Here is a 23,528-nt window from a genome sequence, read left to right on the forward strand (position 1 = left end):
CGCCGCGACCCCGGCCTGGCTCTCCGCCACCTGCTCGATAGCGATGGGATCGAGACAGACCCCCCGCCCCCGCTCAATCATCTCCCGGACCGCCGGCGACCGCACCAGGAGGAGGCTTGTCCCCCGGCCGTCCACCGAGTACTCAGGCAGCCAGGCGTCCATAAACGTCACGTCCACACACTCAGCAAAGATATCGTCGCAGTAACTGCAGGCCTTCGGCGTGAACCACCGGTTTGTCCAGGCCTCGGCGATCCCCTCGCTCCAGGAGATCCTCCGTTCCCCGCTCTCTTTCGTCGTGAACGCATAGTGATAGTCCGTCGCCGGGCGGTCCGGGCTCTTTCCCCGGTAGCGCACCCCCGTCACCTCCCCCCTCACCCCGGCAAGGGCGGCGATGTAGTCGGTGAAGTACCAGCTCTTCAGCTGCCCGCAGACGAGGCCGACGGTGACGACAACCCGCTCCCGGAGTTTTCTGTTCCTCAACTGGGCAAGCCGGAGTGCCTTGATGAAACAGGGCAGCCCGGTGACGGCGTAGCGCCCCGGTGTTTCGAGGATCTGCCGGACGACCCCCGACATCTCCACCGGGTAGTAGGCCGAGCCGGCGCCGGTGCGTACGTCCTCCGGGGTAGAAAAGACCCGGAAGGCGAAAAGTTTGTCGGGATTGCCGGCGGGGGCGACGCAGATGACATGGTCGACGACGTCTTCGGCAAGCAGCGCTTCGAGGAGCCAGGTCGCCATCCCGCCCGAGGCACCGGCCAGCCGGTGCTTCTCCGAGTAGCCGACATAGGAGGCAAGGTAGTAGCCGGTCTCGGGACGGTGCCGGACCCCCGGGACCGCCCCGTAGAGCCGCTCCCCGATCGTGTCCTCGTCCTCCCCGGTATCAGAGAACGGACAGACTTTTGCGCAGAGGCCACACCCCGTGGTGCAGGGCGAGACCTCTGCCGGGTTGTACTCCCCGTAGCGGTTCCACCCCATCGCAAGGACGCCCTCCGGGCAGAGGGCGGCGCAGAGGCCGCAGCCGATGCAGAGGCCGGGTTCGACGACGGCCGCCATGACGGATGGTTTCATGTGAACGTCCCCGGGTAGGTCGGTCCTTACAAATATACCCTATCACAGATTTCGGCGCGACCCTACCAGGCCGATGTGATCTCCCCGTCCAACCAGCCTGCGAGTAATAAAATAAGGTGTCATCTGGTAAATGTCGGATAACCCGGCCGTTAAAAGGCTTTTCTTTGACAGACTGCACTCGGGGATCAGAATTCTCCTTCCCGTCCCGGACGGTACAATAGATTTTACGAACTTCCCCGCCAGTAATTCCAGACCGCTCCGGTCCAGCAATGCAAGATATTCCTTTGGAGAGTAGAAATTAATATGTCCGTCTCCGTGAGACTCCCCCTGATTTAACGGAGGTTTTGCGCCAAACCAATCTCCTCCCGTTTCCATCGGCGTCTTGATCAGTGCAAGTTTGGTTCGTTTCGCGACCGATATAAGAAATTCTTCCGGGTTTTGGACGTGTTCAATAATATCAAAAAGAGTTATCAGGTCAAACACGTCGGGCGCCCCGTTGTACAACCGGAAATCCGTTTTTATGAACTCAATATAGGGAAATAAGTGCTTTCCGATAGAAATAAATTCCGGAGATATCTCAAAAACTTTTGTTGCAGGGTAAGACCCCTGTGTACAAAATATCTGATAACGCATCGCATTTGCCCCGAAGCCAAAACAACCTCCTATATCTGCATAATTTCGGCATCTGCCCAAAATTTTGAGGACAATGTCTCCATATCTATCCCACAGAAGTGTACTTTTATACTGGGCTCTTGTCGTATAGCCCGGCCTTGCTATCACTTTTAACGGATAGGACTCGTAAAATTTTTCCGGATCAAATTTTTCGGACATAGCACCTCTTCCCCCTCACGGCAATCCGTAAGCCCGGGTAGATGAGGTACAAATATTTAAAATCCGGTTCTGCTGAAACACTCTTCAGGTCTCTTCCCGAACACTGCAAGGTTGTTTCTCAGGGTAAAAGCCGTTCCTGTATTCTGTCCTCATTTACGAGTCGAAATATGATGCATAAGTGTCCCGGCTGCTCCTCACCCGGGTTCACAGACCCTTTTTATGATGACTTCGTGCCCAAACTCCTTCGAGCCGAAAAAGGACAGATCCCCGGGGTGGAAGTACGGTCTTCCGTGGTGCATGGCGCCGCCCCGACGGTGGTTGTCATGACGGATGGTTTCCGAAGATCTTCCTGAGTGCCGGCGGCAGGTAGGACTCGAAGAGCCCGCGTTCAAACCCATCGAGACCGAACGTCCAGACCGTCGCCGGGTAGACCAGGGTAATTGCCCCGCCGGCGACGGCAAGCGTGGCCAGGGCCGGAAGCGGGAGGGCGGCACCCAGGGCTGCCGCTGAAAACCCGACGAGAGCGGTCGCAATGATCCCCGGGAGCATCGACCGGGTGAAGGTGCGGGCGCCGATGCCGAGCACCCTCGCCGCGTACCAGGGGGTGAAGACGGCGTTCTTCAGGGTGAGGACGATCGCCCCAGCGGCCGCAACTCCGTAGTAGCCGAGGCCCGTCAGGAGCGGGAGAGCGACCGCGAGGCCGAAGTTCCCGATGCCCATAAGGAACGTCACCAGTCCCGGGACCCGGACCCGGTTGTAGGCGACGCTGATCGAGAAAAGAGGCAGCACCGCGAGGTTGACCGCGAGGTGCACCATCAGGAGGACCATCAGCGGGGCGAGGAACACGTACTCGCCGCCGACCCAGGCGGCAAGGAGGTCCGGTGCAAACCCGCAGATGAGACCGATCGGGAGGGCCAGGGCAAGCCCCATCAGTTTGACGGCGCTCTTCGCGATCCGGATCAGGGTCCCGGTCTGCTCCCGGGCATAACAGGAGAGGATTGTCGGGGTCAGGACGCCGGAGAGCACCACGGCGACCGCCCGCAGAAGGATGACCCACTGGAGAGCGATCGCGTACTCCCCGGCTAATGCCGCCCCGAAGAGCAGGTTCACGATGATGAGATCGATCTGGAGAAAGAGGAGAGAGCCGAGATCGTTGACGATCACCCATCCTCCCATCCCGCAGAGGTCTTTCACCCGCATGCGGTCGAAGGAGCAGACCGACACCCGGAGGTACGGGCAGACCCGGCGGGCGAGGACGATCGAGACCCCCGATGCCGCGACCGCCCCGACGAGATACGCCCCGCCGACGAGGGGGAGACCCGGGCCAAAGAAGGTGAAAAGGAGAACGATCAGCCCGGTCTGGACGAGAAGGTTCGTGAGGCTGACCAGGTTCTGGAGGTCGAGGCGGTTATAGGCAAAGAGCTGGACCGTGAAGTTTCCGCTCCAGGCCCGGACCAGAAAGGCGGCAGAGACTCCGAGGAAGAGGAGAAACACGCCGGTCTCCTCTCCGGCCGGGACATGGAAGATCGACGGGGCAAACCAGGCAACCACAAGGACGACCGGGATCACCAGGAGGATGATCACGGTGAGCCCGAAGAGAGCAGTGTTAAACGTCTTATTCGCAGTCGCATAGTCCTCCCGCTGAAGGTCGACGGTGAGGAACCGGGAGACGGTGGTGTTCAGGGATTGGACGACGATCGCCACGTAGCCCGTGACCGACGTTGCGAGCGGGATGAGCCCGTAAGCCGCGACTCCGAGCGTGGAGACGAAGTACGGCACCAGGAGGATACCGATGGCGACGTTCGCCAGGAAGTAGGCGATGTTTGCAGCGAGGTTGCGGGGGAGCTGGGCGGCACGACGTTGATTGGTCCCATTCTCTCCCTGCACGGCCTATCCTCCCGACGAGTGAGACTATGTGGAATCGCTCGATCTGTGGGAGATACCGTTATCATTCTTTAAACACTTGCCGTCCCTGAAGCCCGCCGTAATTCGCGCAGCCGGCATCCATCGCTGGCCGGATACTCGCCTCTCCTATCCCCGTACCTCAAATCCCGCAAAAATCGGAGTCACCCGGGTGAACGGCAGAGGACCTGTGCATCGTCGAGTCCTCGGCGAAGGGCCGGGCCGGGCCGGGGAGAAGAGAAGAGGAGCCGTTTGTGCCGGCACCGGTCCGTAAGGTTGAGCGTTATGCGTACCGCAGGAATGCAGCCGTCCGGGCGTGCATAACCCCTCGCCACTCCGGGTACCGCATCATCCGTTAAATATCTGCAATATGGTTGGTTTTATCCCCAAAAGGACTTATTAAAACGTTCAGAAGACGATAAGGAGGCTGGAGAATCAGCACCACTATGAGCAACATTTATTAGTGATTACACTGATATAATCTATTACTATGGTGGGGGTAGACCAGGCTCAGATCGATAAAATACTCGCCGGCGCATCATCCGATGACCCGGAGGCCCGTCTCGACACCCTTGAGAAGGAGCTGGATTTTGTCAAGACCTCAATCAAGCGGCTGCTCATCGACCTTCGCGAACGGATGAATGAACTGGACAACCCGTTCACCACTGCCGCCGCGTCTTACGCAGGAAACCGATTTGAGCCGCCGGACGCCGCCCCGGACGCCGGTGATGCAGACGCCGATGAGGTGCCCGACGAAGTTCCGGCCGGGCTCGATGAGGATGCAGGACCGGAGAGCCTCAGTCTTCTCGCCGACAGTCTGAAGGGGATTTCCCTCCCGGCCGACCCCGGCGCGGCTCCTCTTTCCCCAGGCGGCCCGGCCCCTCTTCTCGGGGAAAAGCCCGCAGGGAAACTCAAACTCCAGAAAGTTCACCGGCTTTTTGCGTGGGTGCACCAGGGATGCTGCAAGTACGGGCGTGAACACATGACGATCATGATCGACGCTTACCGGTCGATGGGCTACATCACCGATGAAGTCGCCGATCAGATCCGGGAGATCATGCGGATGGCTCCCGATACCAGGAGAGACGTCTCGGAGATCGGCCCGAACGAGTTTGTCTCGGAACTTTACGTCTTAAACCGGATCCTCGATCCCAACGACTCGACACTCGACCGGGATATGATTGAGGTGCTGATGCTCACTCACGGCCGCCCGGGAGAGCAGGACGCCGGGACATCCTCGCGAGAACGGGATACGAGCGACACCTGGATCGAGCTCCTGGATAGGATATGATGGATGTCGAGTGAAGCAATTGGCACAGCGATGTTTCTCATCGCGGCCGTCATATCGGCCGGCGTCCTCATCAATGCAATTATCCCCGTAGTCTATACGATCTCGGGCACGATCGCGTCGTCATCTCACACCGTGGACGAGCGGTTGAGCACGGATGTGCGGATCGTCACGACGTATGCCAGCGCCAAGAATGAGACTGCCGAGATCTGGATAAAGAATGTCGGCACCAACCGGATCGTCAGTAGTGAAATTCAACTGGTCGACGTCTTCCTTGGCGGTCGGGGGGACTTTGTCAGGCTTACTCCAACGACGTCGAGCGAGCCGGATTGGAATGAGTGGACCTACGCGATCCTGGAGGTGACCCCGAACAACCACTGGGACCCCGGCGAGACCCTCCACATAAGTGCAAAGACTGAGAAGATCCCCGATAAAGAGGGGGTTGTCTACTTCCAGTTCGTCCTCCCCACAGGACTCTCACGGTCAACCACCTTCACCGCGAGTGACTAGCCATGAGTGCGGGACCTCTCATCGCATCCGGGATCGGCATCCTCCTCCTGATCGTCACGGCTTACGTCCTGGTCGGCGGCACCCTCGCCACCACGGAGGTGGTCGTCGAGGCCCAGAGCAACCTCGCCACCCACCAGGAGGCCCGGATGCGGACGGCGATCACGATCCTGAACACGACGATCCTGAACACGACGCCCGCAGACAAAACCCTCTACGTTGAGGTGAAGAACACGGGTAGCGAACCGATCATCGACCTCTCCTCCGTCGACGTCTACCTCATGAGCGAGGGAGTCCCGGTCTACGTCCCCTACGGCAACAGGAACACGGTGGAGATCGTCCCGGACGCTGTCCACCCCGGAACGTTCGATCCCGGCGAGACCCTCAACCTCTCCATCGCATACACGGAGGACGCCAACCCTACATGGGTTCAGGTCGTCACCCCGAACGGCGTCTCCAGTTCAGCATACATAACCCCGGGAGCATGAAATATGGCCATAAGTGATGACGCAAACAGCAGCATCCTCGAGATGCCCGACAAAACGATCCTCTCGACCGGAAATTCCGAACTCGACAAGAAGATCGCCGACGGCCTCCCGCTTACATCGCTCACGCTCATCGAAGGAGAGAACGACACCGGAAAGAGCGTACTCACCCAGCAGATCATCTGGGGGGCTTTAAAGCAGGGGTTCAACGTCGACCTCTTTTCGACCGAGAACACGAGCAAAAGTTTCCTCTCCCAGATGGAGTCGATGAGCCTCGACATCTCCGATTACTTCGCCTGGGGCTACCTCCGGGTCTTTCCCATGCACGTCGTCGGGTTCGAGTGGACGAAAGAGAAGATGCAGGGAACGCTCGAGCGGATGATCCACTACATGGAGCAGAGCAAAGCGCAGGTGATCGTCATCGACTCGCTCACGCTCTTCACCGAGTACGCAAAGCAGGACACGGTCCTCACGTTCTTCACGAACTGCAAGAACCTCGTCGACCACGGCAAGACCATCCTGATCACCCTGCACACCTACGCCTTCGTCGAGGACTCTCTTGTCCGCATCCGTTCGATCTGCGATGCCCACCTCTTCATGAAGAAGGCGCTCGTCGGTGGCAAGTACGTGATGATGCTCGAGGTCGTCAAGGTCCGCGGCGCACGAAAGACCACGGGGAACATTATCAGTTTCGAAGTTCACCCCGGGTACGGCATCAAGGTCATCCCGGTCACGGTCGCGAAGGTGTGAAGGATGAGTTCGGCGCTGGAAGCAACAGTGACCCTCCCCTTCGAACCCGAGTTCATCGACGAAGGGAACGACTGCTACAACAACGTGGAGTCCTGCGCCCTCTACCGGATGCTCCCGGCAAACGCCCGGGACTACGTCAAAGCGAGCCCCCACCTCCTCGAGTACCTCCACATCCTGCCGGTCAACACCGTCGGGATTCCGCTCTTCCTCTCGGAGCTGAAGCGGGACTTAAAATCGATGGAGAACCCGAACATCATCTACCCGGTGAACGAGACGACGTTCGTCCATATCTTCCCGGACCCGGACGATGTCCGGAACTGGTACATCCCTATCGAGCCCTCGTTCCTCCACTCCGTAAAAGAGGTTCTCCCGCTGATCGAGGACCGGTTGATCGACATGATCGACGCCCTCGACGAGGAGCCGGTGACCGAGAAGGCACGTATCGAGGTGCTTAAAAACTTCATCCGGCAGATCGTCTACGTCCAGAGCCCCGGCGAGGTGATCGATCCGTCCCTGCTCGCCGGTGCGACACCGAAAGACATCACAAGCCGGGTCAAACTCTTCCTCACCTCCGATATCGGTGCGGTACCAAAGTCGCCGCAGACACCCTGCCGCCCCGTACTCGCCGACGGGCGTATCGTCCTCTCGCAGCAGGAATACAAGGCGCTTGAGTATTTGCTGATCCGCGATAAGATCGAGATGGGGACCCTCAAACCGTTTCTCTCCGATTCATACATCGAGGATATCACCTGCGACGGCGTCGGGCCGATCTTTATCGAACACAAGATCTTCAAGGGTTTAAAATCGGTCGTCGGGTTCCGGGACTCAAAGGAACTCGATGCCTTCGTCGTCAAACTCGCCGAACGGATCAAGCGGCCGCTGACCTACCGGAGCCCGATCGTAGATGCAACCCTCCCCGACGGCTCACGTATCAACATCGTCTACGGGACCGAGATCAGCAAGCACGGGAGCAACTTCACCATCCGTAAGGTGAACGAGGTCCCCCTGAGCATCCTGCAGGTCATCGAGAGCGGAGCATGCAACTACATGATGGCCGGCTACCTCTGGATCTGCCTCGAGTACGGCATGTCGATGTTCGTCTCCGGCGAGACCGCGAGCGGCAAGACGACGACCTTAAACGCCCTCACGACGTTCCTTCCGCCGGAGAACAAGATCGTCACCATCGAGGATACCCCGGAGTTGACGGTCCCCCACAGGAACTGGACCCGTGAAGTCGCGAAGGCCAAAGGGAAGGGGGAGGGTGAAGGAGCCGAGGTCACGATGTTCGATCTTCTTAAATCCGCCCTTCGCCAGCGTCCGAACCAGATCCTGGTCGGTGAGATCCGTGGTGTAGAAGGGTCCGTCGCGTTCTCCGCAATGCAGACCGGCCACCCCGTGATGAGCACCTTCCACGCTGCCTCCGTTGAGAAACTGATCCAGCGTCTCTGCGGTGACCCGATCAACATCCCGAAGACCTACGTCGACAACCTGAACCTGGTCATCATCCAGAGCGCCGTGAAACTCCCTCATGGCGGGACCGTCCGGCGGATGCTCAGCATCAACGAACTCGTGGGCTACGACCCCGAGACCGAGGGCTTCTCCTTCATGGCGGCGTTTGTCTGGGACCCGGCGACCGACACCTTCACCTTCAGTGGGAAAGGGAGCAGTTACCTCCTTGAGAACAAGATTGCAACGATGCTCGGCATTCCGGAGAACCGGCGGGCTGATATCTACAATGAAGTCGAAAAGCGGGCGAATATCCTTGAACGGCTTCATAAAGCCGGGTATACCCAGTTCTGGGACCTCTTCCACATGACCACGAAGATCAAGAAGCAGGGCCTGCTCGATATCGAGGTGTAAAAGCGTTGTTTGAGGGTGTGACCGACCGGATCCGGGACGCAAATCAGGGCAAGATGCCGTTTGAGGAGCAGGCGGAGTTTTTCTCCGGCCTCCGGTCCTATATCCTTGAGAACAAGAAGATGGGGCAGGACCTGCTCCTCATGTACACCTACATGGCCGCGATCACTACGTCCGCCGTGACCCGGCCCGAGATCTTCCAGCATACCGCGAAAAGGTTCGAGTACGTCCCGTCGCGCTACATAGCAAAGGTGCAGCGCCTGGTCGGCGGGTGGGGCTACAGTTATGCCGAGGGGCTCCGTGCGGTTGCCGAGCGGTGCAGGAACAAGACCCTTCAGAGCATGCTCAACCGCTATGCAAACTCCATCGACTCGGGCGTCCCCGACGACGATTTCATCGGGACGGAACTCTCGAGTATCCGGAGCATCTACCGGAACACATTCGAGCAGGGGATCGAACTCCTGAGGAAGTGGAGCGACGCCTACATCGCGATGCTCCTCTCCGCCTCGATCATCGCCATCATCCTCATGATATCGGTGGCCATCTACGCGCCCGACGGGATCGAGCCGACGCTGAATGTCTCCTACCTGATCACCCTCGCGATCTCGGTCTTCGGCATCGGGATCATGTACCGGGCCGTCCCCGACGACCCCCGGACGCACGGGCTTATGGAGATCTGCTCGAAGGAGCAGGGCATCATTCGGAGGCTGGAACGTCTGATCGTCCCGATTGTCGTGGCAATTGTGCTCGCGCTCGTCCTTCTCGGCACCAACGCCGGTATCATCTTCCTGCTTGCCGGCCTGCTCCTGATGCCGCTCGGGATCATCGGCTACATCGACGACGCCAATGTCGTCAACCGCGACACCGACTTCGCCACGTTCATCCGGGGCCTCGGGTCGGTGATGGGTGGCAAAGGCATCACCACCGGCGATGCGCTCCAGGAGGTGGATAGAAAATCGCTTCCCCACCTGGAACCGTTCATCAACTCGGTCTCGTCGAAGTTGAACCTCGGGCTCGATGAAGCCAAGAGCTGGAAGAAGTTCATCGGTGAGACCGGCAGTTACCTGATCTACAAGTACATGAACATCTTCCGCGACGCGGTGGCCCTCGGGGGGTCTCCCGACAAGATCGGAAAGATCGTCGGGTCGTCGATGCTTGAGCAGGTGCTGCTCCGGAGCAAGCGCGACATGATGGTGAAAGGGTTCGTCGTCCTGCTCATCCCGATGCACGGGGCGATGATCGGGATCTTTGTTTTCCTCTTCGAAATCCTCCTCACCATGTCCCGCGCGGTAACCGGTGTGATGGAACAATTCTCCGAGACCTCCGCCGCACTTACGGGAAGTTCCTCGCTCGGCGGTTCTGCGATGACTTCCCTAAACATCTTCGTAAATTTCCCCGAAGACACGATGCGGACCTATGTGGTGACGATCCTCTTAATGCTGACCGTTGCAAACATGTTTGCAGGAAGGATTGTCATGGGCGGCGACCGCTACCTCTACTACTTCTTCGCAAGCCTGCTCTGTGTGGTCACCGGGATCATTTACATCGTCGCACCGATCGTTGTTGCCATATTCTTTACCATTCCGACATTTACGGAGGTATAAGCGTTGAGAGAGAACATACGTCGTCCACTGCTCTTCCTGATAACCGTCGGTACAGGTTCTCTGATCATCATTGCCGATGCCCCGGTTGAGGTCATCATTGCGGGCACCGTGGTTGCAGGATTTCTGGCCCTCCTCGTTACCGGGGCGCTTGACCTTGAAGACTTAAAACCCTCAAGACTGCGTTCCGGGAGCGAGGGGAGACAAAGGAACAGCCCAAAAGCAACGGATACACAAAAACCGGCTTCGACGGCAGAGAAGCCGTCCCGAATTCGGAGTCTCGCATCCGCCGAGATCAACCTGCCCGGCATGTTCGGGACCCTCGCAGCCGCAATCCGGGAGACGATCGCACACGCCCGTACTCCCGAGGCTGCAAAGAAGAAACATCTTGAGAAGATCGATGCCGTGCTCGATCAGACCGTTGACGGTGCGGTCCCCGATCTGTCCATAGCCCCGGTCCCGCCGAAGGCCGGCGGCAAGGACGGGGTCGATCCTCTTGCCTCGCTCGCGGCCCTGGACCTCGATTCCCTGGAGGACCTTGACCTTGACGGCGAGGCGTCCGGCCCCGGGACGGCGTATGAGTCCGACCAGATCTCTCTCCTCTCCGGGGAAGATGCAGACGCGGTGGCGGCGATCCTCAAGACGCACGAGAGCGACCTTGACGACCTTGACCTTACGTCCGGGATCGAACTCCCCGCCGACCCTGCTATGGCCCTTCCGTCCATAACCGCCGGCGGTCCGGAACTGCCCGGGGACGACGGCATGCCGGACCTCGGCGCATTGAGCGAGGAACTCTCCACGCTCGACGACCTCGACCCGGGTGAGATCGAGACCGGGGATGAGGAGGAAGAACCTGAAGCAGCAGAGCCCGTCCCGGTAGAGGTGGTCGTTCCGGAGGAAGAGGAGCCGAAGGAAGATTTCGATATGGTCTCCTTTGCGTCGGGCGGTATGGTCGACGACGACCTGATCGCTGCGCTGAAGTCCGACGTCAAGAAAAAGAAGTTTGTTGAGGATATCAGTCTGGTCCGCGAACTGAAAGGGGAGAAATACCACGCGGAAGACCTTGCCGCGGAGCTTGAGGATGTCCTCGTGGCGATGAAGGCACGATGATCCCCCGACGAGGAGAGAAGGTGTGTTGACAATGATGAAGTCTGTTCCGGTAAAAATCGAGCAGGAAGGGAAGTGGGTCCCGACGATGATGGGCATCGGAGAGGACCGTTTTCGCATCGATGCCCCTCTGAACGTTGAGGTCCTCTATAAGTCCGTGGTCGATCTCGAAGAGAAGAAGAACCAGGTGATGGTCACTGCCGGTGTGGACGGCGCGTCGGTCTACCGTATCGCGTCGGTGGAGAAGGTCCTCTCCGTCTTAAAGAAGTTCGTCATCACGCAGGCGAGCGCTTACCGGCTGAATGCGTTCTTCATGTCGCCGGCAATTCGCGGGGGAGTGCTCATCCAGGACGCCCGGTGGGAGAAAGGAGCAATCGCCGTCATGAAGACCGGCATCTGGTTTGTCAGCCAGGAGACCCAGGTCTGCATCCCCCTCGACGAGGTGACCGGCATTGAACTCACGTCCCGGGAGATCCAGGAGAAGGACCTCAACGTCGTCAAGATCGATCACCTCATCGAGAACGAGGTCGTGACGAGTTTCGTCCTCTGCCCGATGACGACGCTCCAGGTCCTCTACAACTTCCTTAAAGAGGCAACGCGTGACTCCGAGGTCAACGAGGAGCTCGACCCCCTGACCGGGCAGGTGGCCATGCTGGTCTACAGCGGGATGGATTCGAGCGCCATCGAGAACATGCTCAAACTCTCGCACAAAGACCTGGACGCCATCTATGAACACCTCCTCAGCATAGGGCTTGCCGAAGTACTCTACATCCGAAAGGAGATACAGTTGACTGCCAAAGGCGTCAGATTCATTTCAGATACTGTTAAATCCCCAATGAATAAATAACCTTATTTTTTCAAAATAAGAAAACATATATAATGCATTTTCCAAATAAACAGTGAGTGATGTTCGATGGGGAAAATCCTGATCGTCGATGATACAATGTTTATGAGAACGCTGCTGAAGAACATCCTCTTCTCAGGCGGTCACGACATCGTCGGTGAGGCGGCGGATGGGGCAGAGGCCCTTGCTAAATACCAGGAATTGAAACCCGACCTCGTCACGATGGACGTTGTCATGCCGAAGGTTAACGGGATCGAGGCGCTCAAGGCCATCAAGGCCGCCGACCCCGCAGCCAGGGTCATTATGTGCACGGCAGTCGGACAGGAGCAGATGGTCAAACTCGCCGTTAAGAGCGGGGCGAGAGGCTACATCGTCAAGCCGTTTCAGGCTCCAAAAGTCCTCGAAGAGGTCCAGAACGTTCTCAGTGCGTAACCATGATACGGGTTCTGATCGTCGACGACTCGCTCTTTATTCGGACAATTCTCCGTGATCTGCTCAAAGGCAGCCCGGATATCGAGATCGTCGGGACGGCGGTCAACGGCATCGACGCCCTCGACAAGGTAGCGAAACTGCAGCCCGACGTCATCACCCTCGACATTGAGATGCCCCGGATGAACGGCCTTGAGACGCTCGAGGCGCTTCGGGGGACGAACCCGAAGCCGAAGGTGATCGTCTTAAGTACGCTGACGTCCCGGCAGGCCGACATGACCTATCGGGCGCTCCGGCTTGGTGCGGACGATTTCATGCTCAAACCGCGGGATATCGCAAACGTCCGGGGCATCGAGAGAGAACTTGTCCAGAAGATCCGGAACCTTGTTTTGCTCCCCACGGTCGTAAAACCCGTCTCAGCAGAGAAGAAAGAGGCTGATACGGTGGTGCTGGTCGGCTCCTCGGCGGGAGGCCCCCCGATGCTCGACGTCCTCCTCGCCGCCCTCCCGCCGGACCTGCCTGCAGCGGTCGTCGTCACCCAGCATATGCCCGAAGGGTTCACCGCATCGCTCGCCGAGCGCCTGAACCGGATCTCGTCCCTGCCGGTGAAAGAGACCGGGAACGGGGACACCCTGCGGACGGGAGTAATCCTGATCTCAAAGGCAGGTTACCACACCGTAGTCTCGAAGGTCATTTCGGGCTCTGGGAGAAACCACGGACGGGTCGTCCACTCGACCGCCCCACCGCTCCATGCAGTCCGGCCGGCCGTCGATGTGACCTTCACCACTGCGTCGCACGTGTTTGGTCCGCGCACCATATCCGTGATCCTTTCGGGGATGGGAAGCGACGGCGGCGAGGGGACCCTTGCCGTGAAGAACGCCGGCGGCACCACGATGGTCTGCGCCGAAGAGGACTGTCTCGTATACGGGATGGCGCGGTCCGCCCTTTCCCGGGAGTGTGTCGACCGGGTGGTCCCGCTTGGGAACCTTGCGCGCGAAATAACGAGAACCGTCAGTCGGCTCGAGGTCGATCATGTTTGATGAAGAAGGATACCGGAAACTGTTTGTTGAAGAGTCACGGGAGAACCACGAAAACATCGTGAACAATCTCCTTGCCCTGGAGAGCGGGGAAGACCAGCAGACTGCGATCGACGAGATTTTCCGGTCTGCACATACCCTCAAGGGGATGTCTGCATCGATGGGCTTTGATGCAATGGAGCACCTCTGCCACTCGATGGAAGACGTCTTCTCGCTCATCAGGAGCGGCCAGCAGGAAGTGACCTCAAATCTCACCGACCTGCTGCTCACCTGCACCGACGCCATTGAGGGAATGCTGGATACCGTCGAAGCGGGGGGTATCCCGTCGGACGAACAATCGCAAAGCCTGGTGCAGGAACTCCGGGCATTTACCGAAGAAGTGTCCAGGGATGGACAGGAACCCCTGCAGGAGCCGGTCTCTACCGGGCCGGCAGGAGCGGCCGACAACCGTCCGGCCTACACGCTGGCGGTGACTATCGACCCGGGGAGCAGCATGAAGGACGTCCGGGCCATGCTGCTCCTGCAAAACCTGGAGGATGTCGGGACGATCCTCTCGACGACGCCCTCGCGTGACCTCATCGAGGACGGGAAGTTCGACGGATCGTTCGAGGTTCTCATCGAGAGCGAGGCGGGAGAGGATGCGCTCAGAACCGTCGCCTCCGGCCCCGAGATCTCTCTCCTCTCCCTTTCCCGCTCATCGCCGCCGGCGGTGGCATCCGTTCCTCCGGCGAAAACCGGGGAGACCGCCGGAGCGCCCGGGCCGGATGCGAAACCACATGTGGAACCGCAGGTGCAGCGGGCGGCGAAGAGCGAGAAGAGCCGGGAGATCAAGAACATCCGTGTCGACATCCACCGGCTCGACCGGATGATGAACCTGGTTGAGGACCTGGTGATCAACCGCGGACGGCTGGAGTTGATCGCGAAGAAGCACGGCATCAAGGAGTTCGATGAAGCCCTGAGCATGGTCGGCCGTTCGGTCTCCGATCTCCAGAACCTCATGATGGGGATCCGGATGATGCCGCTCGAGCGCATCTTCAGCCGCCTCCCCCGTGTCGTCCGGGACGTCGCAAACTACGACGGAAAGGAGGTCGAGTTCCTCATCGAGGGCGGCGAGACCGAACTGGACCGGAGCATGATGGACGGTCTCTCCGACCCGCTCCTGCACCTTATCCGGAACGGCGTGAACCACGGCATCGAGACCCCGGATGTCCGTGAAGCCTCCGGGAAACCGCGAAAAGGACTGCTTCGTCTGGCGGCGCGGAGGGATAAGGACAACGTCATCATCGACATCGAGGACGACGGCGCCGGCATCGATCCTGAGAAGATCCGAAAGAAGGCTGTTGAAAAAGGCATAGTGACGCCCGAGGCGGCGACGGCGGCAACGAAAGACGAACTCGTCAATCTGCTCTTCGAACCCGGGTTCAGCACGGCCGAGACGATCACCGACATCAGCGGCCGGGGTGTCGGGCTGGACGTGGTTAAGAAGACGATTGAATCGCTCAAAGGGACGATCAAGGTTGAATCCCAGATTGGACGGGGAACGAGGTTCGAGCTGGTGCTGCCTCCGACGATGGCGATCATCGACGTCATGATGGTGCACATCAACGGCATGCGGTGTGCCATCCCGATCAGCAACGTCGTCGAGGTGGCGCAGGCGCGGCCGGAGGCGGTCCACCGGATCGGGAACAGCGAGGCGGTCCTGCTCCGGGACCAGACCCTCCCCATGTACCGCCTGGAGGATATGTTTGGTCAGGCACAGAAGAGCGATACCCTGGTTGTATTGCAAAATAACGGCAGGAAGTGCTGTATTGCCGTTGATACCGTTGACGGTCAGCAGGAGGTGGTGGTTAAACCGCTCTCCAGTATTGCGGGCACCTGCCGCGGCATCAGCGGGATCACCATTCCCGGAGACGGTGATGTCGTGCCGGTCCTCGACGTAAACACAATGATTTAGGAGACGCCTATTATGGAGTTGAATTCGATTCAGTTAGACGCGCTCTCGGAGTTTGGAAACATCGGTGCAGCGCACGCCGCGACATCCTTATCCCAGATGCTGATGAGCCCGATTGAGATGAAGGTGCCGGAAGTACAGGTCGTCGACATCGCCCGGATGCACAGCATCATCGGCAACGAGATATCGGCGATGGTCGTCTTCCAGATCCAGGGGGAGGTTGCGGACGGCGGGTATATCGTCGTCAGCATGCCCCGGGAGACGGTCATCCAGTTGACGAACCAGATGCTCGGCACCAACGATACCGGGCGCGAGATCAATGAGATGGACCAGAGCGCCGCAATCGAGATCGGGAATATCATGATCTCGGCGTTTCTCGATGCGACCGCGGAACTTCTGGGCATCGTCATGCTGCCGTCGCCCCCGGCGCTGGCCATCGATATGGCGCATGCGGCCTTTGAGTCCATCGTCGCGCAGATGGCGGGCGACGTGAACGACGTCCTGATCTTTAATACCGAACTGGTGAGCGAGGCGCCGCCCGTCTACGGGTGCATCTACCTGCTCCCGAACACCGAACTCATGCAGCAGGTGTCTCTCATGCTGGAACGCCTGATGAAACCTATCCCGTAATCCGCTCCGGGATACCATGGAGAACAATTTTTTCGGCGAAGCGAAGGCCGTAATCCTGGGTCTGGGTGAATTCCGGGTCGGGACATGCCCGATGGGGACAATCGGGCTTGGTTCCTGCATCGCGCTCATCCTGCACGACCCGCGACGGTCCCTCGGGGGGCTTGCCCACATCATGCTTCCTGAAAGCCACGGAAGCACCGACCGTCCCGGCAAGTTCGCGGATACCGCCGTCTCTGCCGTACTTGAGGAGATGGAGAGGCTCGGGAGCACGAAGTTTTCAGTTACCGCAATCGTCGTCGGTGGTGCAAGCATGTTTGAGTATTCGGCGAATTCTCTGAATATCGGCGAGCGGAACGCCGCTGCAGTGAAGGACCTGCTCCGTGAACAGGGCATCAGGATAGGACATGAGGAGACCGGCGGGAAGGTCGGGCGATCCGTGTACTTCTGGCCGGAGGGGAAGGGGCGCCTCATCATCAAGAGGGCGGATGGGACATGCGTCGAATTGTGATACTCTTTATTGTCCTTGCTTCTCTCCCCGTCGCCGTTTCCTCGGCTCTTTACATCGAGGCCCCCGACTACGACTCGGGCATCGCGTCCGCCGGGGTGACGGATGCGACCAACGGCAGGTATGGAGACGTTATCTTTGCGACGGATGCCGGCATCTCCGTGTATACGGCAAACGGAACCTGGTATTCGGTCAATGCGCGGCACCCGGGAGAGACGCCCTACGGCATGCTGGCGCCCCTCGGCACGATGGTGACCGCGGTCGCTCTCGACCACGAGGGCCATCTCTGGATAGGGTATCCGAACGGGCTTCAGATCGGAGACGGGGAGGAGTATCGGACCATTGATGACCAGCAGTTCCTCAAGAACCGCAACATCAATTGTATGGCGCGGTGGGGGGACGAGATGTGGGTTGCCACCGGGCAGGCGGGCCTCCACCGTTACCACGACGGTGTCTGGACATGGTACCAGCCACTTGGAGCCGAGGGTCTCGCGTGCTATACGGTCACGAGCATGGTGGTCGACGCCGCAAGCGACGTGCTCGTCATCGGGTCCGAACGCGACGGCATCCAGGTGGTCAGGAAAGGGACCGGCGATGCCCGGTTCGAGCAGGTCGTCCATGAGGGCGAGCGGATGCGGGGGATCTCCGGGGTCCGGACCGACCCGTTCGGGGGCGTATACCTCTTCAACCGCACGACGGTCTTTCACTACACCCCCGCCGGAGAGGTTACCCCGGTCCTCGACGTCGAGGACCTGAGCGCGTTCCCGGTCAGTATCCACGACCTCGCGGCAACGCCCGGGGGGCTGCTGCTCATAGCGTCGGATAAGGGGATCTACGGGTGGAACTCATCGGGCGTTGCCATGCATATCACGTCGGGGGACGGCCTCCGCTCGAACTTCGTCAAAAAACTCTTTATCGACGCCGACGGACGGTGCTGGTTTGTCGTTTCCGGAAATGTGGGTTACGTCCCGCCGATGACGGAGGCCGACGTGCTCGCTCTCTCCGCCGTTCCGACGCAGACGCCGGAGGCCCATGAGGGCACGGTCGAGACCTCCACTGGGGCCCCGCCGCCCTCAGGAGAGCCTGCCGGGATGCTTGAGGGGGCGTGGGCGTCTCTTATGGAATGGCTCGGGGCGGCAGGGTCCCGGGTGGCGAGCGGAGATTGAAGGCACGGGATTGGGGTCCGGCTATCCCAGTGAATATACCACGGTATGGGGCTCTTTCCTCCTTTACCGATTACGTCGGAAGAGGACGGGCGAAACTGCTCTCCAACGGTCCGTCCATCCAGACCTGCCCGCAGTCTGTTGCTCCCAAACTCCCTCTGGCGCCGTCTGCCTCACCGGAAAAAGAGAAGATCTCCCGGTGCCGCCCTCACGACTTTGAGATCTCCGCGTAGTAGTAATCCCCGGCCGCGACCTGTTCCCGGTCCAGGAACGATCCCGGTTTGTTGATCCGCGGTCTCCCGCTCTTGTCCCGCCGGAAGGTGATCCCGAGCGCTTTCAAGAACCGGTTCATGCCCGGCGCCATATCGAACGGTCCGACGGCCTTGCCGTGCAGACCCGGCTCTCCCTCGAAGACCAGGATCCGGTCGCTGATCATGTCGATCACGTAGATGTCGTGGTCGATCACGAGCGTGCTCGCGTCCCGCCCTTCGGCGTGCTTGCGGATCATCCGGGAGATCTTCACCCGCTGCTCCACGTCGAGGTGAGCGCTCGGCTCGTCCAGGATGTAGAGGTCGGCGTCGCGCGAGAGGCAGATCGCGATTGCAACGCGCTGGAGTTCACCGCCGGAGAGCGTGTTCACCGGCGCCTGCAGGGACTGCGCAAGGGAGAGCGGCTCCAGGATCTCGTGCTGGTAGTATGAGGTGTCGAACCGGGTCGTCGTCTGCCGGAGGAGTTCCTCGACGGTCGCCTCCGTGTCGCCTTTGAGGTACTGCGGCTTATAGGAGATTCGCACCCGGGTGTCCATCGACCCGGTGTCGGGCTCGAGCACCCCGGCGAGGAGCTGGGCGAACGTGCTCTTCCCGATACCGTTCGCTCCGAGGACCCCGAGGACTTCGCCGCTCCGGATCTCCCCGCCGTCGACGGTGAGCGAGAACTCTGTAAAACGCTTCGTCATCTTCGGGAATGTGAGCAGCACTTCCCGGTTCGTCTCCGTGGCGTGGGCCCGGGTATCGAACGTCACTGGATAGGCCCTGAACCGGACGTTCTCTTCCGGAAGGAACCCTTCCAGGTACTGGTTGATCCCCACCCGGACGCCTTTCGGATGGGTGATGACACCGAAGACTGCCGGCTCTCCGTAGGCGATATGCACGGTATCGGCGAGCATGTCGAGGATGGCGAGGTCGTGCTCCACGATCACGACCGGCCGGTCCTGGGCGAGTTCGCGGATCAGAGTTGCTGCAGCCATCCGCTGGTAAACGTCGAGATATGGCGTGATCTCATCGAGGAAGTAGAAATCGGCGTCGCGCGCAAGGCAGGCGACGATCGCCACCCGTTGCAGTTCGCCGCCGGAGAGGGTCGTGATCGGTCGGTCGAGGACCGCCCTGAGCGAGAGCCGGTCGATGTAATAGTCGAGTTTCCCGCGCTCGTCGGTCGTCGCGAGGAGGTCACGCACCGACCCGGAGAAGACCTTCGGGATCTGGTCGATGTACTGCGGTTTTACGGCGACCTTCACGTCCTTCTGCGAGAGAAGCTGGAGGTAGTCGAAGAGTTCGGTCCCCTGGTAGAGGTCGAGGACATCCTTCCAGGAGACCGGCGCATCGGTCCGTCCGAGGTTCGGGACGAGCGTGCCCGAGAGGATCTTCACCGACGTGCTCTTGCCGATACCGTTCGGCCCGAGGATACCGGTGACCTTCCCTTCGACGGGGATCGGAAGACCGTAAAGGACAAAGCCGTTCTGACCGTAGCGGTGGATCGGCTGGTCGAGTTGTTCGGGGAGGTTGACAATAGCAAGGGCCTCGAACGGGCACTTCTTTACGCAGATGCCGCACCCGACACAGAGTTCCTCGGATATGACGGCTTTCTGGTCCTCGCCGATGACGACGGTCTCGTCGCCGGTCCGGACACGCGGACAGTAGATGATGCACTCGGTGCCGCACTTAACGGGGTGACACCGATCACGGTGTACTACAGCAATGCGCATGAGAAATCACAGGACAGTGGTGGTTAAGAGGAGCGTCCAGGTCATGAACCAGAGGGCAAACGTCATGAAACTCTGGTAGAACCAGTCCTTGCCGGTCAGTTCCATGTAGTCGACCCGGATGAGCATGAAGACGTGCTTCTGGAAGACGACGCCCGCCGCGAGGAACAGCAGGCCGATGACGGCATGTGGCTGGAGCCCGGTCACCGGGTCGGGGGTGCCAGAGAGGTAGAACGAGAGGCCTCCGGTCAGGATACCCATGAAACAGGCTACCAGCGTCCGCTTTATCCGACTTCTGTGCTCGACCTGTTTCTCGGCACGTGTCCGCGGCCGCGCTTTTTCACCCTCTGCTGCTACTGCATTCTCGCTCATCGTGACACCAGTGTTGCGCCATTCCCGAAAGGGGGTCGCCACAGGACGGCAGCCCGGCGAAGAGCAGGCCTCCGGTCACTCCCCGGACTGGCGAAATTCCTAACATTATAGGGTGTTCTCCGGTTATAAAGGTAAGTACCTCCGGAACCTGCGAAACCGCCGGTCCGGCGGATCGGGGTTATTTCGTGATTGTTCTTCATGCACCGGATTCCCCGGGGCGTACAGGGGGGCCGCGTACCCGGCCACACCCGTTATCACGCGATCTTGTACCGCAGGAGCGCCGCAGCGCCACCGAGGGCCGCGAGCCGCTCTCCCGGCTCGAATTCGGTGCTCATCACCACGACCGTTGCGTTGACGCGCTCGGCCTCCCTGATGACGTCCGTAGCCTCTCTGTCGCGGAGCAGGGTGTCGGAGACCAGCACCGTCTCTGCCGCACCGTAGGCGGCCGCCTTGCGGACCTCGTCGATGCCGTAGGCGACGGCGCCGGTTGTGGCGATCCGGAGCAGGACCTCGTCCATCAGCCTGACCTCCCGTGCAAGGTGGAGGTCGCCGATCAGCCGGTCAAGGACCCCCTGCCCGATGATTTCCTGCACGGCGCCCCGCCCGATGCGCCGTGTCTCGATGACGAGCATCCGTTCCGCAAGACCGGGCGCACTGGCCCTCACGTACTCCGCAAACTCGTCCTTCACGAACCCCGGGCCCGCGACGACCAGGGGCCCGGTCACCGCGGCGAGCACGTCGAGCGTCTTCTCGAAGAGCGCCTGACGGGTGCCGGTGTCCGCGCCCTTGCTGCTCCCGGCCGCGACGGTGGTCACCCACTCCGGGCCGAACTGGCGCAGGCGGTAGACCTGTGCCTCCCCCTCCTCGACACTCACGACGTGGACCACGTCGTACGCTGAGGCCCTGACGGCCCGCCGTATCCGCTCGCAGTCGACGGGTCGCCAGTATTTGACGACCGAGATCTCGGACCCCGCCTCAACGTTGAGGGTGTGGTGCGAGGAGACGTCCACCCCGCTCTCGATGACGCCGCCGATGCGGAGGCGGTTCGTGTGCTGGTGAAATTCCACCTTCTCGACCCGGATTCCGAGCCGGACCGGCCGCTTCTCCGCCTTCTCCGGGCGGAGTTTATCGGTTGCCGCCTCCACGCTCCGGAAGGTCGTCGCAAAGACGAGGTCCCCCGGACCGACCAGGTGAGAGAGGTGCCAGAGGTCGTCGAGCGTCTCTGCAAAGAGGCGTATCTCACCGAACGACTTATGTATCTCGCGAACTTCAGCCTTCATGATTCAACGATATCGGAGCCCCCCGGCGGAACGAATGCGGCCACCGCTTCGGTATTCAGGGCGGTCTTGAATCCTTTCCACTCGTCTTCCGGGAGTCTCTCCCTGAGCGTCCGGACAACCTTCTTTGCGGTGTCGTTCGGCTCGAACTGCCCGGGACGGAGTTCCACCCACACCTTCGCCCGTCCCCTGACGGCCCCCGGCGGACCGCCGATGACCGCGACCGCAGGCGCCGTCTGGAGTCCGATCGCCACCCCGAGGGGGACGTTCCGGAAGTACTGCCGCTCTCCCCGGACAATGAAGGCGCCTCTCGCCACATACTCTCCGGACTCGGCGGTCTTGCTCACCTGATCGGGGCGGGCGGCGTAGACGTCCGCCGTGAAATGCCCGGCCTTCCAGGCGTTGGAATAGGATGCGGCGAACTGAGCGGCCTCGTCCAGGTTTTCGGTCCGGCCTTTCACGATGACGACGCTTCCGCCGTGGACATCGGCATGGACGAAGAGGTCCCCGCCCTCCATGTATTTCTTGACGAGTTCCTCGTTCTGAGAGGCGTCCCGGCCGCCGAGGACAAGGACGCCGTCGGTGGTGGCGAACCAGCGGAACCGGTGGTACCACCGCTTCTTCTGGAGGGCAAGGTTCTGCTTCCGCCCGGGTTTTTCGGGGACCGTTCGTTCCATGGCCGCGAGCGCACCCGTCTTCTTCTTCTTGAACTTCTTTATCTGGTCGTAATAACGGCCGATGTTCTGCTCGATCGTCTCGTGAACATAAACCTTCACCCGCTCTCCCGATAGATCGAGTTCCACCGCCGCCTCGGCGGGGTGGACAGCACGAACCGTCTTTGCCGCCGGGCTCTCACGGTGGGATTTGAGGACCTGCTCGATCTCCTGCCACGAGCGGTTTTTGCTTACGGTATCGAGCGTCGTTATGATCTCGGTAACGGGCATATAGTTCTCGTAGAGCGCCGCCACGACCCGTTCGTAGCGCTCGATCTTCTTCTCGAACCCCTTGATCGCCTCCGCCTGGCGCCGGCGGATCACCTCCTCCTGGGAGAGGCGGGGTTTCTCGGCCGCAACTTCTTCTCTCTCGACCGCCGTCTTCGGGTAGAACGCATCCAGGGCCTCGCTGAAGGTCGCAAACCGCTCGCGGACCTCCTCACCGGCAAGCACTACCGGCCAGCACCCGGACGCCGTGATCACCGGTTCCCGGCGCCTCTCGACGTCGGCCATCAGGCGGTCGAGAGCCGCCCGAACCGTTTCTGCATCCACCTCCGTAGCGTGAGCGCTCTTATCGACGCCCGCCGTCCGGCAGACCTCTTCGGCATACGCGCCGCCGAGCATGCACCCGACGGCAAGCGTCCGGACGATGTCGCGGTCGGACCCGGCAAGCATCTTCTGGAATTCTTCGGGCGGGAGCGCCGAACAGTCGGACCCCTCGAAGGCGTAGACGGCCCCCGGGACCACCTCCCGGTTTTTAAACCGGTGGTGCCAGAGGGGCTTGATGATTGTATACCCCTCGTCGCAGAGGACTGCGTTTCCCTCATCGAAGAGTTCGAAGATGAGGTGGTAGGTCGTGTCCCGCTTTCCGACATCGATGCTGATCGTGCGTTCGAGCCCGAGCTGGCGGATGCCGAGCACCTTCCCGCCTTCGAGGTGCTTTCGGAGCAGCATTGCAAAACTCGGCGGGTTCTTCGGGGGCGGGGGAAACTCCGCGGTGAAGTAGGTGCGCCGCCCCGTCTCCGCGAGCAACTGGTACTTCGCCCGGTCTTCCCCGTTCAGCCTGATTCCGAGGGTCTTCGCGTCGAACTGGTAGATCTTGCCGACCCAGAGCGGAAGACGTTCGGTCGCCTCCGCCACCAGCGCCCGGAGATCGACCCCGCTCATTCCCTGTAGTGTTGCCATTAGTTCCAGATACCATTCGGTTCGGTACCTAAAGAAGGGTACGGCCGGCGG

General features: G+C 60.4%; 21 protein-coding genes. 14 read left to right on the forward strand and 7 right to left on the reverse strand.

Annotated elements, in window-relative coordinates; genetic code table 11:
* From BRA42_RS00620 to BRA42_RS00630, 3 genes are all read right to left on the reverse strand, one after another.
* Positions 1-1,065 (reverse strand): Coenzyme F420 hydrogenase/dehydrogenase, beta subunit C-terminal domain (locus tag BRA42_RS00620; protein WP_342772061.1); only part of this gene is annotated, 1,065 nt, incomplete at its 3' end.
* 42 nt (positions 1,066-1,107) lie between these two features.
* Complete coding sequence (locus BRA42_RS00625) at positions 1,108-1,896, reverse strand: methyltransferase domain-containing protein (RefSeq protein ID WP_292407977.1); 789 nt, start codon at positions 1,894-1,896, stop codon at positions 1,108-1,110.
* A 321-nt stretch (positions 1,897-2,217) separates the two neighbouring features.
* On the reverse strand, positions 2,218-3,783 hold the full coding sequence (locus BRA42_RS00630; protein ID WP_292407980.1) for an oligosaccharide flippase family protein: 1,566 nt from the start codon (positions 3,781-3,783) through the stop codon (positions 2,218-2,220).
* A gap of 505 nt (positions 3,784-4,288) precedes the next feature.
* Between BRA42_RS00630 and BRA42_RS00635 the strand changes: the two genes are divergently transcribed.
* From BRA42_RS00635 to BRA42_RS00700, 14 genes are all read left to right on the forward strand, one after another.
* Entirely contained in the window at positions 4,289-5,089 is an 801-nt protein-coding gene (locus BRA42_RS00635) for a hypothetical protein (protein ID WP_292407983.1), read from the forward strand.
* 3 nt (positions 5,090-5,092) lie between these two features.
* Positions 5,093-5,596, forward strand: coding sequence for a flagellin (locus BRA42_RS00640; protein ID WP_292407986.1), 504 nt, complete (start codon positions 5,093-5,095; stop codon positions 5,594-5,596).
* A gap of 2 nt (positions 5,597-5,598) precedes the next feature.
* Positions 5,599-6,081 (forward strand): flagellar protein FlaF, encoded by a 483-nt coding sequence (locus tag BRA42_RS00645; RefSeq protein WP_292407989.1) that lies wholly within the window; start codon positions 5,599-5,601, stop codon positions 6,079-6,081.
* 3 nt (positions 6,082-6,084) lie between these two features.
* On the forward strand, positions 6,085-6,828 hold the full coding sequence (locus BRA42_RS00650; protein ID WP_292407992.1) for an ATPase domain-containing protein: 744 nt from the start codon (positions 6,085-6,087) through the stop codon (positions 6,826-6,828).
* Between the two features lie 3 nt (positions 6,829-6,831).
* Positions 6,832-8,688, forward strand: coding sequence for a type II/IV secretion system ATPase subunit (locus BRA42_RS00655; RefSeq protein WP_292407995.1), 1,857 nt, complete (start codon positions 6,832-6,834; stop codon positions 8,686-8,688).
* Positions 8,689-8,693: 5 nt separating this feature from the next.
* Positions 8,694-10,289: an archaellar assembly protein FlaJ gene (gene flaJ / locus BRA42_RS00660; protein WP_292407997.1), complete on the forward strand. Its 1,596-nt coding sequence runs from the start codon at positions 8,694-8,696 to the stop codon at positions 10,287-10,289.
* 3 nt (positions 10,290-10,292) lie between these two features.
* Positions 10,293-11,396 (forward strand): hypothetical protein, encoded by a 1,104-nt coding sequence (locus BRA42_RS00665; RefSeq protein ID WP_342770722.1) that lies wholly within the window; start codon positions 10,293-10,295, stop codon positions 11,394-11,396.
* Positions 11,397-11,430: 34 nt separating this feature from the next.
* Positions 11,431-12,240, forward strand: a complete 810-nt coding sequence (locus tag BRA42_RS00670) for a CheF family chemotaxis protein (RefSeq protein WP_292408044.1) — start codon at positions 11,431-11,433, stop codon at positions 12,238-12,240.
* A gap of 66 nt (positions 12,241-12,306) precedes the next feature.
* Positions 12,307-12,669, forward strand: coding sequence for a response regulator (locus BRA42_RS00675; RefSeq protein ID WP_292408004.1), 363 nt, complete (start codon positions 12,307-12,309; stop codon positions 12,667-12,669).
* A gap of 2 nt (positions 12,670-12,671) precedes the next feature.
* Positions 12,672-13,706, forward strand: coding sequence for a chemotaxis-specific protein-glutamate methyltransferase CheB (gene cheB / locus BRA42_RS00680; protein WP_292408007.1), 1,035 nt, complete (start codon positions 12,672-12,674; stop codon positions 13,704-13,706).
* Entirely contained in the window at positions 13,699-15,657 is a 1,959-nt protein-coding gene (locus BRA42_RS00685; protein ID WP_292408010.1) for a chemotaxis protein CheA, read from the forward strand. Before cheB ends, BRA42_RS00685 begins: the two co-directional genes overlap by 8 nt.
* A 12-nt stretch (positions 15,658-15,669) precedes the next feature.
* On the forward strand, positions 15,670-16,284 hold the full coding sequence (locus BRA42_RS00690) for a chemotaxis protein CheC (protein ID WP_292408013.1): 615 nt from the start codon (positions 15,670-15,672) through the stop codon (positions 16,282-16,284).
* A 16-nt stretch (positions 16,285-16,300) separates the two neighbouring features.
* Positions 16,301-16,792: a chemotaxis protein CheD gene (locus BRA42_RS00695; RefSeq protein ID WP_292408016.1), complete on the forward strand. Its 492-nt coding sequence runs from the start codon at positions 16,301-16,303 to the stop codon at positions 16,790-16,792.
* Positions 16,777-17,955 (forward strand): hypothetical protein, encoded by a 1,179-nt coding sequence (locus BRA42_RS00700; protein WP_342686175.1) that lies wholly within the window; start codon positions 16,777-16,779, stop codon positions 17,953-17,955. The genes BRA42_RS00695 and BRA42_RS00700 overlap by 16 nt, the downstream gene beginning before the upstream one ends.
* A 205-nt stretch (positions 17,956-18,160) precedes the next feature.
* On the opposite strand, the gene BRA42_RS00705 is transcribed toward BRA42_RS00700, so the two are convergent.
* The 4 genes from BRA42_RS00705 to rqcH all read right to left on the reverse strand — a co-directional run bounded on the left by BRA42_RS00705 (position 18,161) and on the right by rqcH (position 23,477).
* A complete protein-coding gene (locus BRA42_RS00705; protein ID WP_342771272.1) occupies positions 18,161-19,933 on the reverse strand; it encodes a ribosome biogenesis/translation initiation ATPase RLI in 1,773 nt (590 codons plus the stop codon).
* 6 nt (positions 19,934-19,939) lie between these two features.
* Positions 19,940-20,302 carry a hypothetical protein gene (locus BRA42_RS00710; protein ID WP_292410389.1) on the reverse strand — a complete coding sequence of 121 codons (363 nt, stop codon included), beginning with the start codon at positions 20,300-20,302 and terminating at the stop codon, positions 19,940-19,942.
* 254 nt (positions 20,303-20,556) lie between these two features.
* Positions 20,557-21,582 (reverse strand): mRNA surveillance protein pelota, encoded by a 1,026-nt coding sequence (locus BRA42_RS00715; RefSeq protein ID WP_292410387.1) that lies wholly within the window; start codon positions 21,580-21,582, stop codon positions 20,557-20,559.
* A complete protein-coding gene (gene rqcH / locus BRA42_RS00720; RefSeq protein ID WP_342770677.1) occupies positions 21,579-23,477 on the reverse strand; it encodes a ribosome rescue protein RqcH in 1,899 nt (632 codons plus the stop codon). Before rqcH ends, BRA42_RS00715 begins: the two co-directional genes overlap by 4 nt.
* Positions 23,478-23,528: the final 51 nt, after the last annotated feature.

The organism is Methanoculleus sp. UBA374, from assembly GCA_002508705.1.
In the GTDB taxonomy this organism is placed as follows: domain Archaea; phylum Halobacteriota; class Methanomicrobia; order Methanomicrobiales; family Methanoculleaceae; genus Methanoculleus; species Methanoculleus palmolei.

Excerpts from the sequence above, each read along its gene's own strand:
- BRA42_RS00670 (WP_292408044.1), top strand. The coding sequence starts at position 11,431 with ATGAAGTCTGTTCCGGTAAAAATCGAGCAGGAAGGGAAGTGGGTCCCG.
- BRA42_RS00650 (WP_292407992.1), top strand. The coding sequence starts at position 6,085 with ATGGCCATAAGTGATGACGCAAACAGCAGCATCCTCGAGATGCCCGAC.
- BRA42_RS00695 (WP_292408016.1), top strand. The coding sequence starts at position 16,301 with ATGGAGAACAATTTTTTCGGCGAAGCGAAGGCCGTAATCCTGGGTCTG.
- BRA42_RS00675 (WP_292408004.1), top strand. The coding sequence starts at position 12,307 with ATGGGGAAAATCCTGATCGTCGATGATACAATGTTTATGAGAACGCTG.
- BRA42_RS00655 (WP_292407995.1), top strand. The coding sequence starts at position 6,832 with ATGAGTTCGGCGCTGGAAGCAACAGTGACCCTCCCCTTCGAACCCGAG.
- BRA42_RS00715 (WP_292410387.1), bottom strand. The coding sequence starts at position 21,582 with ATGAAGGCTGAAGTTCGCGAGATACATAAGTCGTTCGGTGAGATACGC.
- BRA42_RS00625 (WP_292407977.1), bottom strand. The coding sequence starts at position 1,896 with ATGTCCGAAAAATTTGATCCGGAAAAATTTTACGAGTCCTATCCGTTA.
- BRA42_RS00710 (WP_292410389.1), bottom strand. The coding sequence starts at position 20,302 with ATGAGCGAGAATGCAGTAGCAGCAGAGGGTGAAAAAGCGCGGCCGCGG.
- BRA42_RS00690 (WP_292408013.1), top strand. The coding sequence starts at position 15,670 with ATGGAGTTGAATTCGATTCAGTTAGACGCGCTCTCGGAGTTTGGAAAC.
- cheB (WP_292408007.1), top strand. The coding sequence starts at position 12,672 with ATGATACGGGTTCTGATCGTCGACGACTCGCTCTTTATTCGGACAATT.
- BRA42_RS00705 (WP_342771272.1), bottom strand. The coding sequence starts at position 19,933 with ATGCGCATTGCTGTAGTACACCGTGATCGGTGTCACCCCGTTAAGTGC.
- BRA42_RS00700 (WP_342686175.1), top strand. The coding sequence starts at position 16,777 with ATGCGTCGAATTGTGATACTCTTTATTGTCCTTGCTTCTCTCCCCGTC.
- BRA42_RS00640 (WP_292407986.1), top strand. The coding sequence starts at position 5,093 with ATGTCGAGTGAAGCAATTGGCACAGCGATGTTTCTCATCGCGGCCGTC.
- BRA42_RS00635 (WP_292407983.1), top strand. The coding sequence starts at position 4,289 with ATGGTGGGGGTAGACCAGGCTCAGATCGATAAAATACTCGCCGGCGCA.
- rqcH (WP_342770677.1), bottom strand. The coding sequence starts at position 23,477 with ATGGCAACACTACAGGGAATGAGCGGGGTCGATCTCCGGGCGCTGGTG.
- BRA42_RS00685 (WP_292408010.1), top strand. The coding sequence starts at position 13,699 with ATGTTTGATGAAGAAGGATACCGGAAACTGTTTGTTGAAGAGTCACGG.
- BRA42_RS00645 (WP_292407989.1), top strand. The coding sequence starts at position 5,599 with ATGAGTGCGGGACCTCTCATCGCATCCGGGATCGGCATCCTCCTCCTG.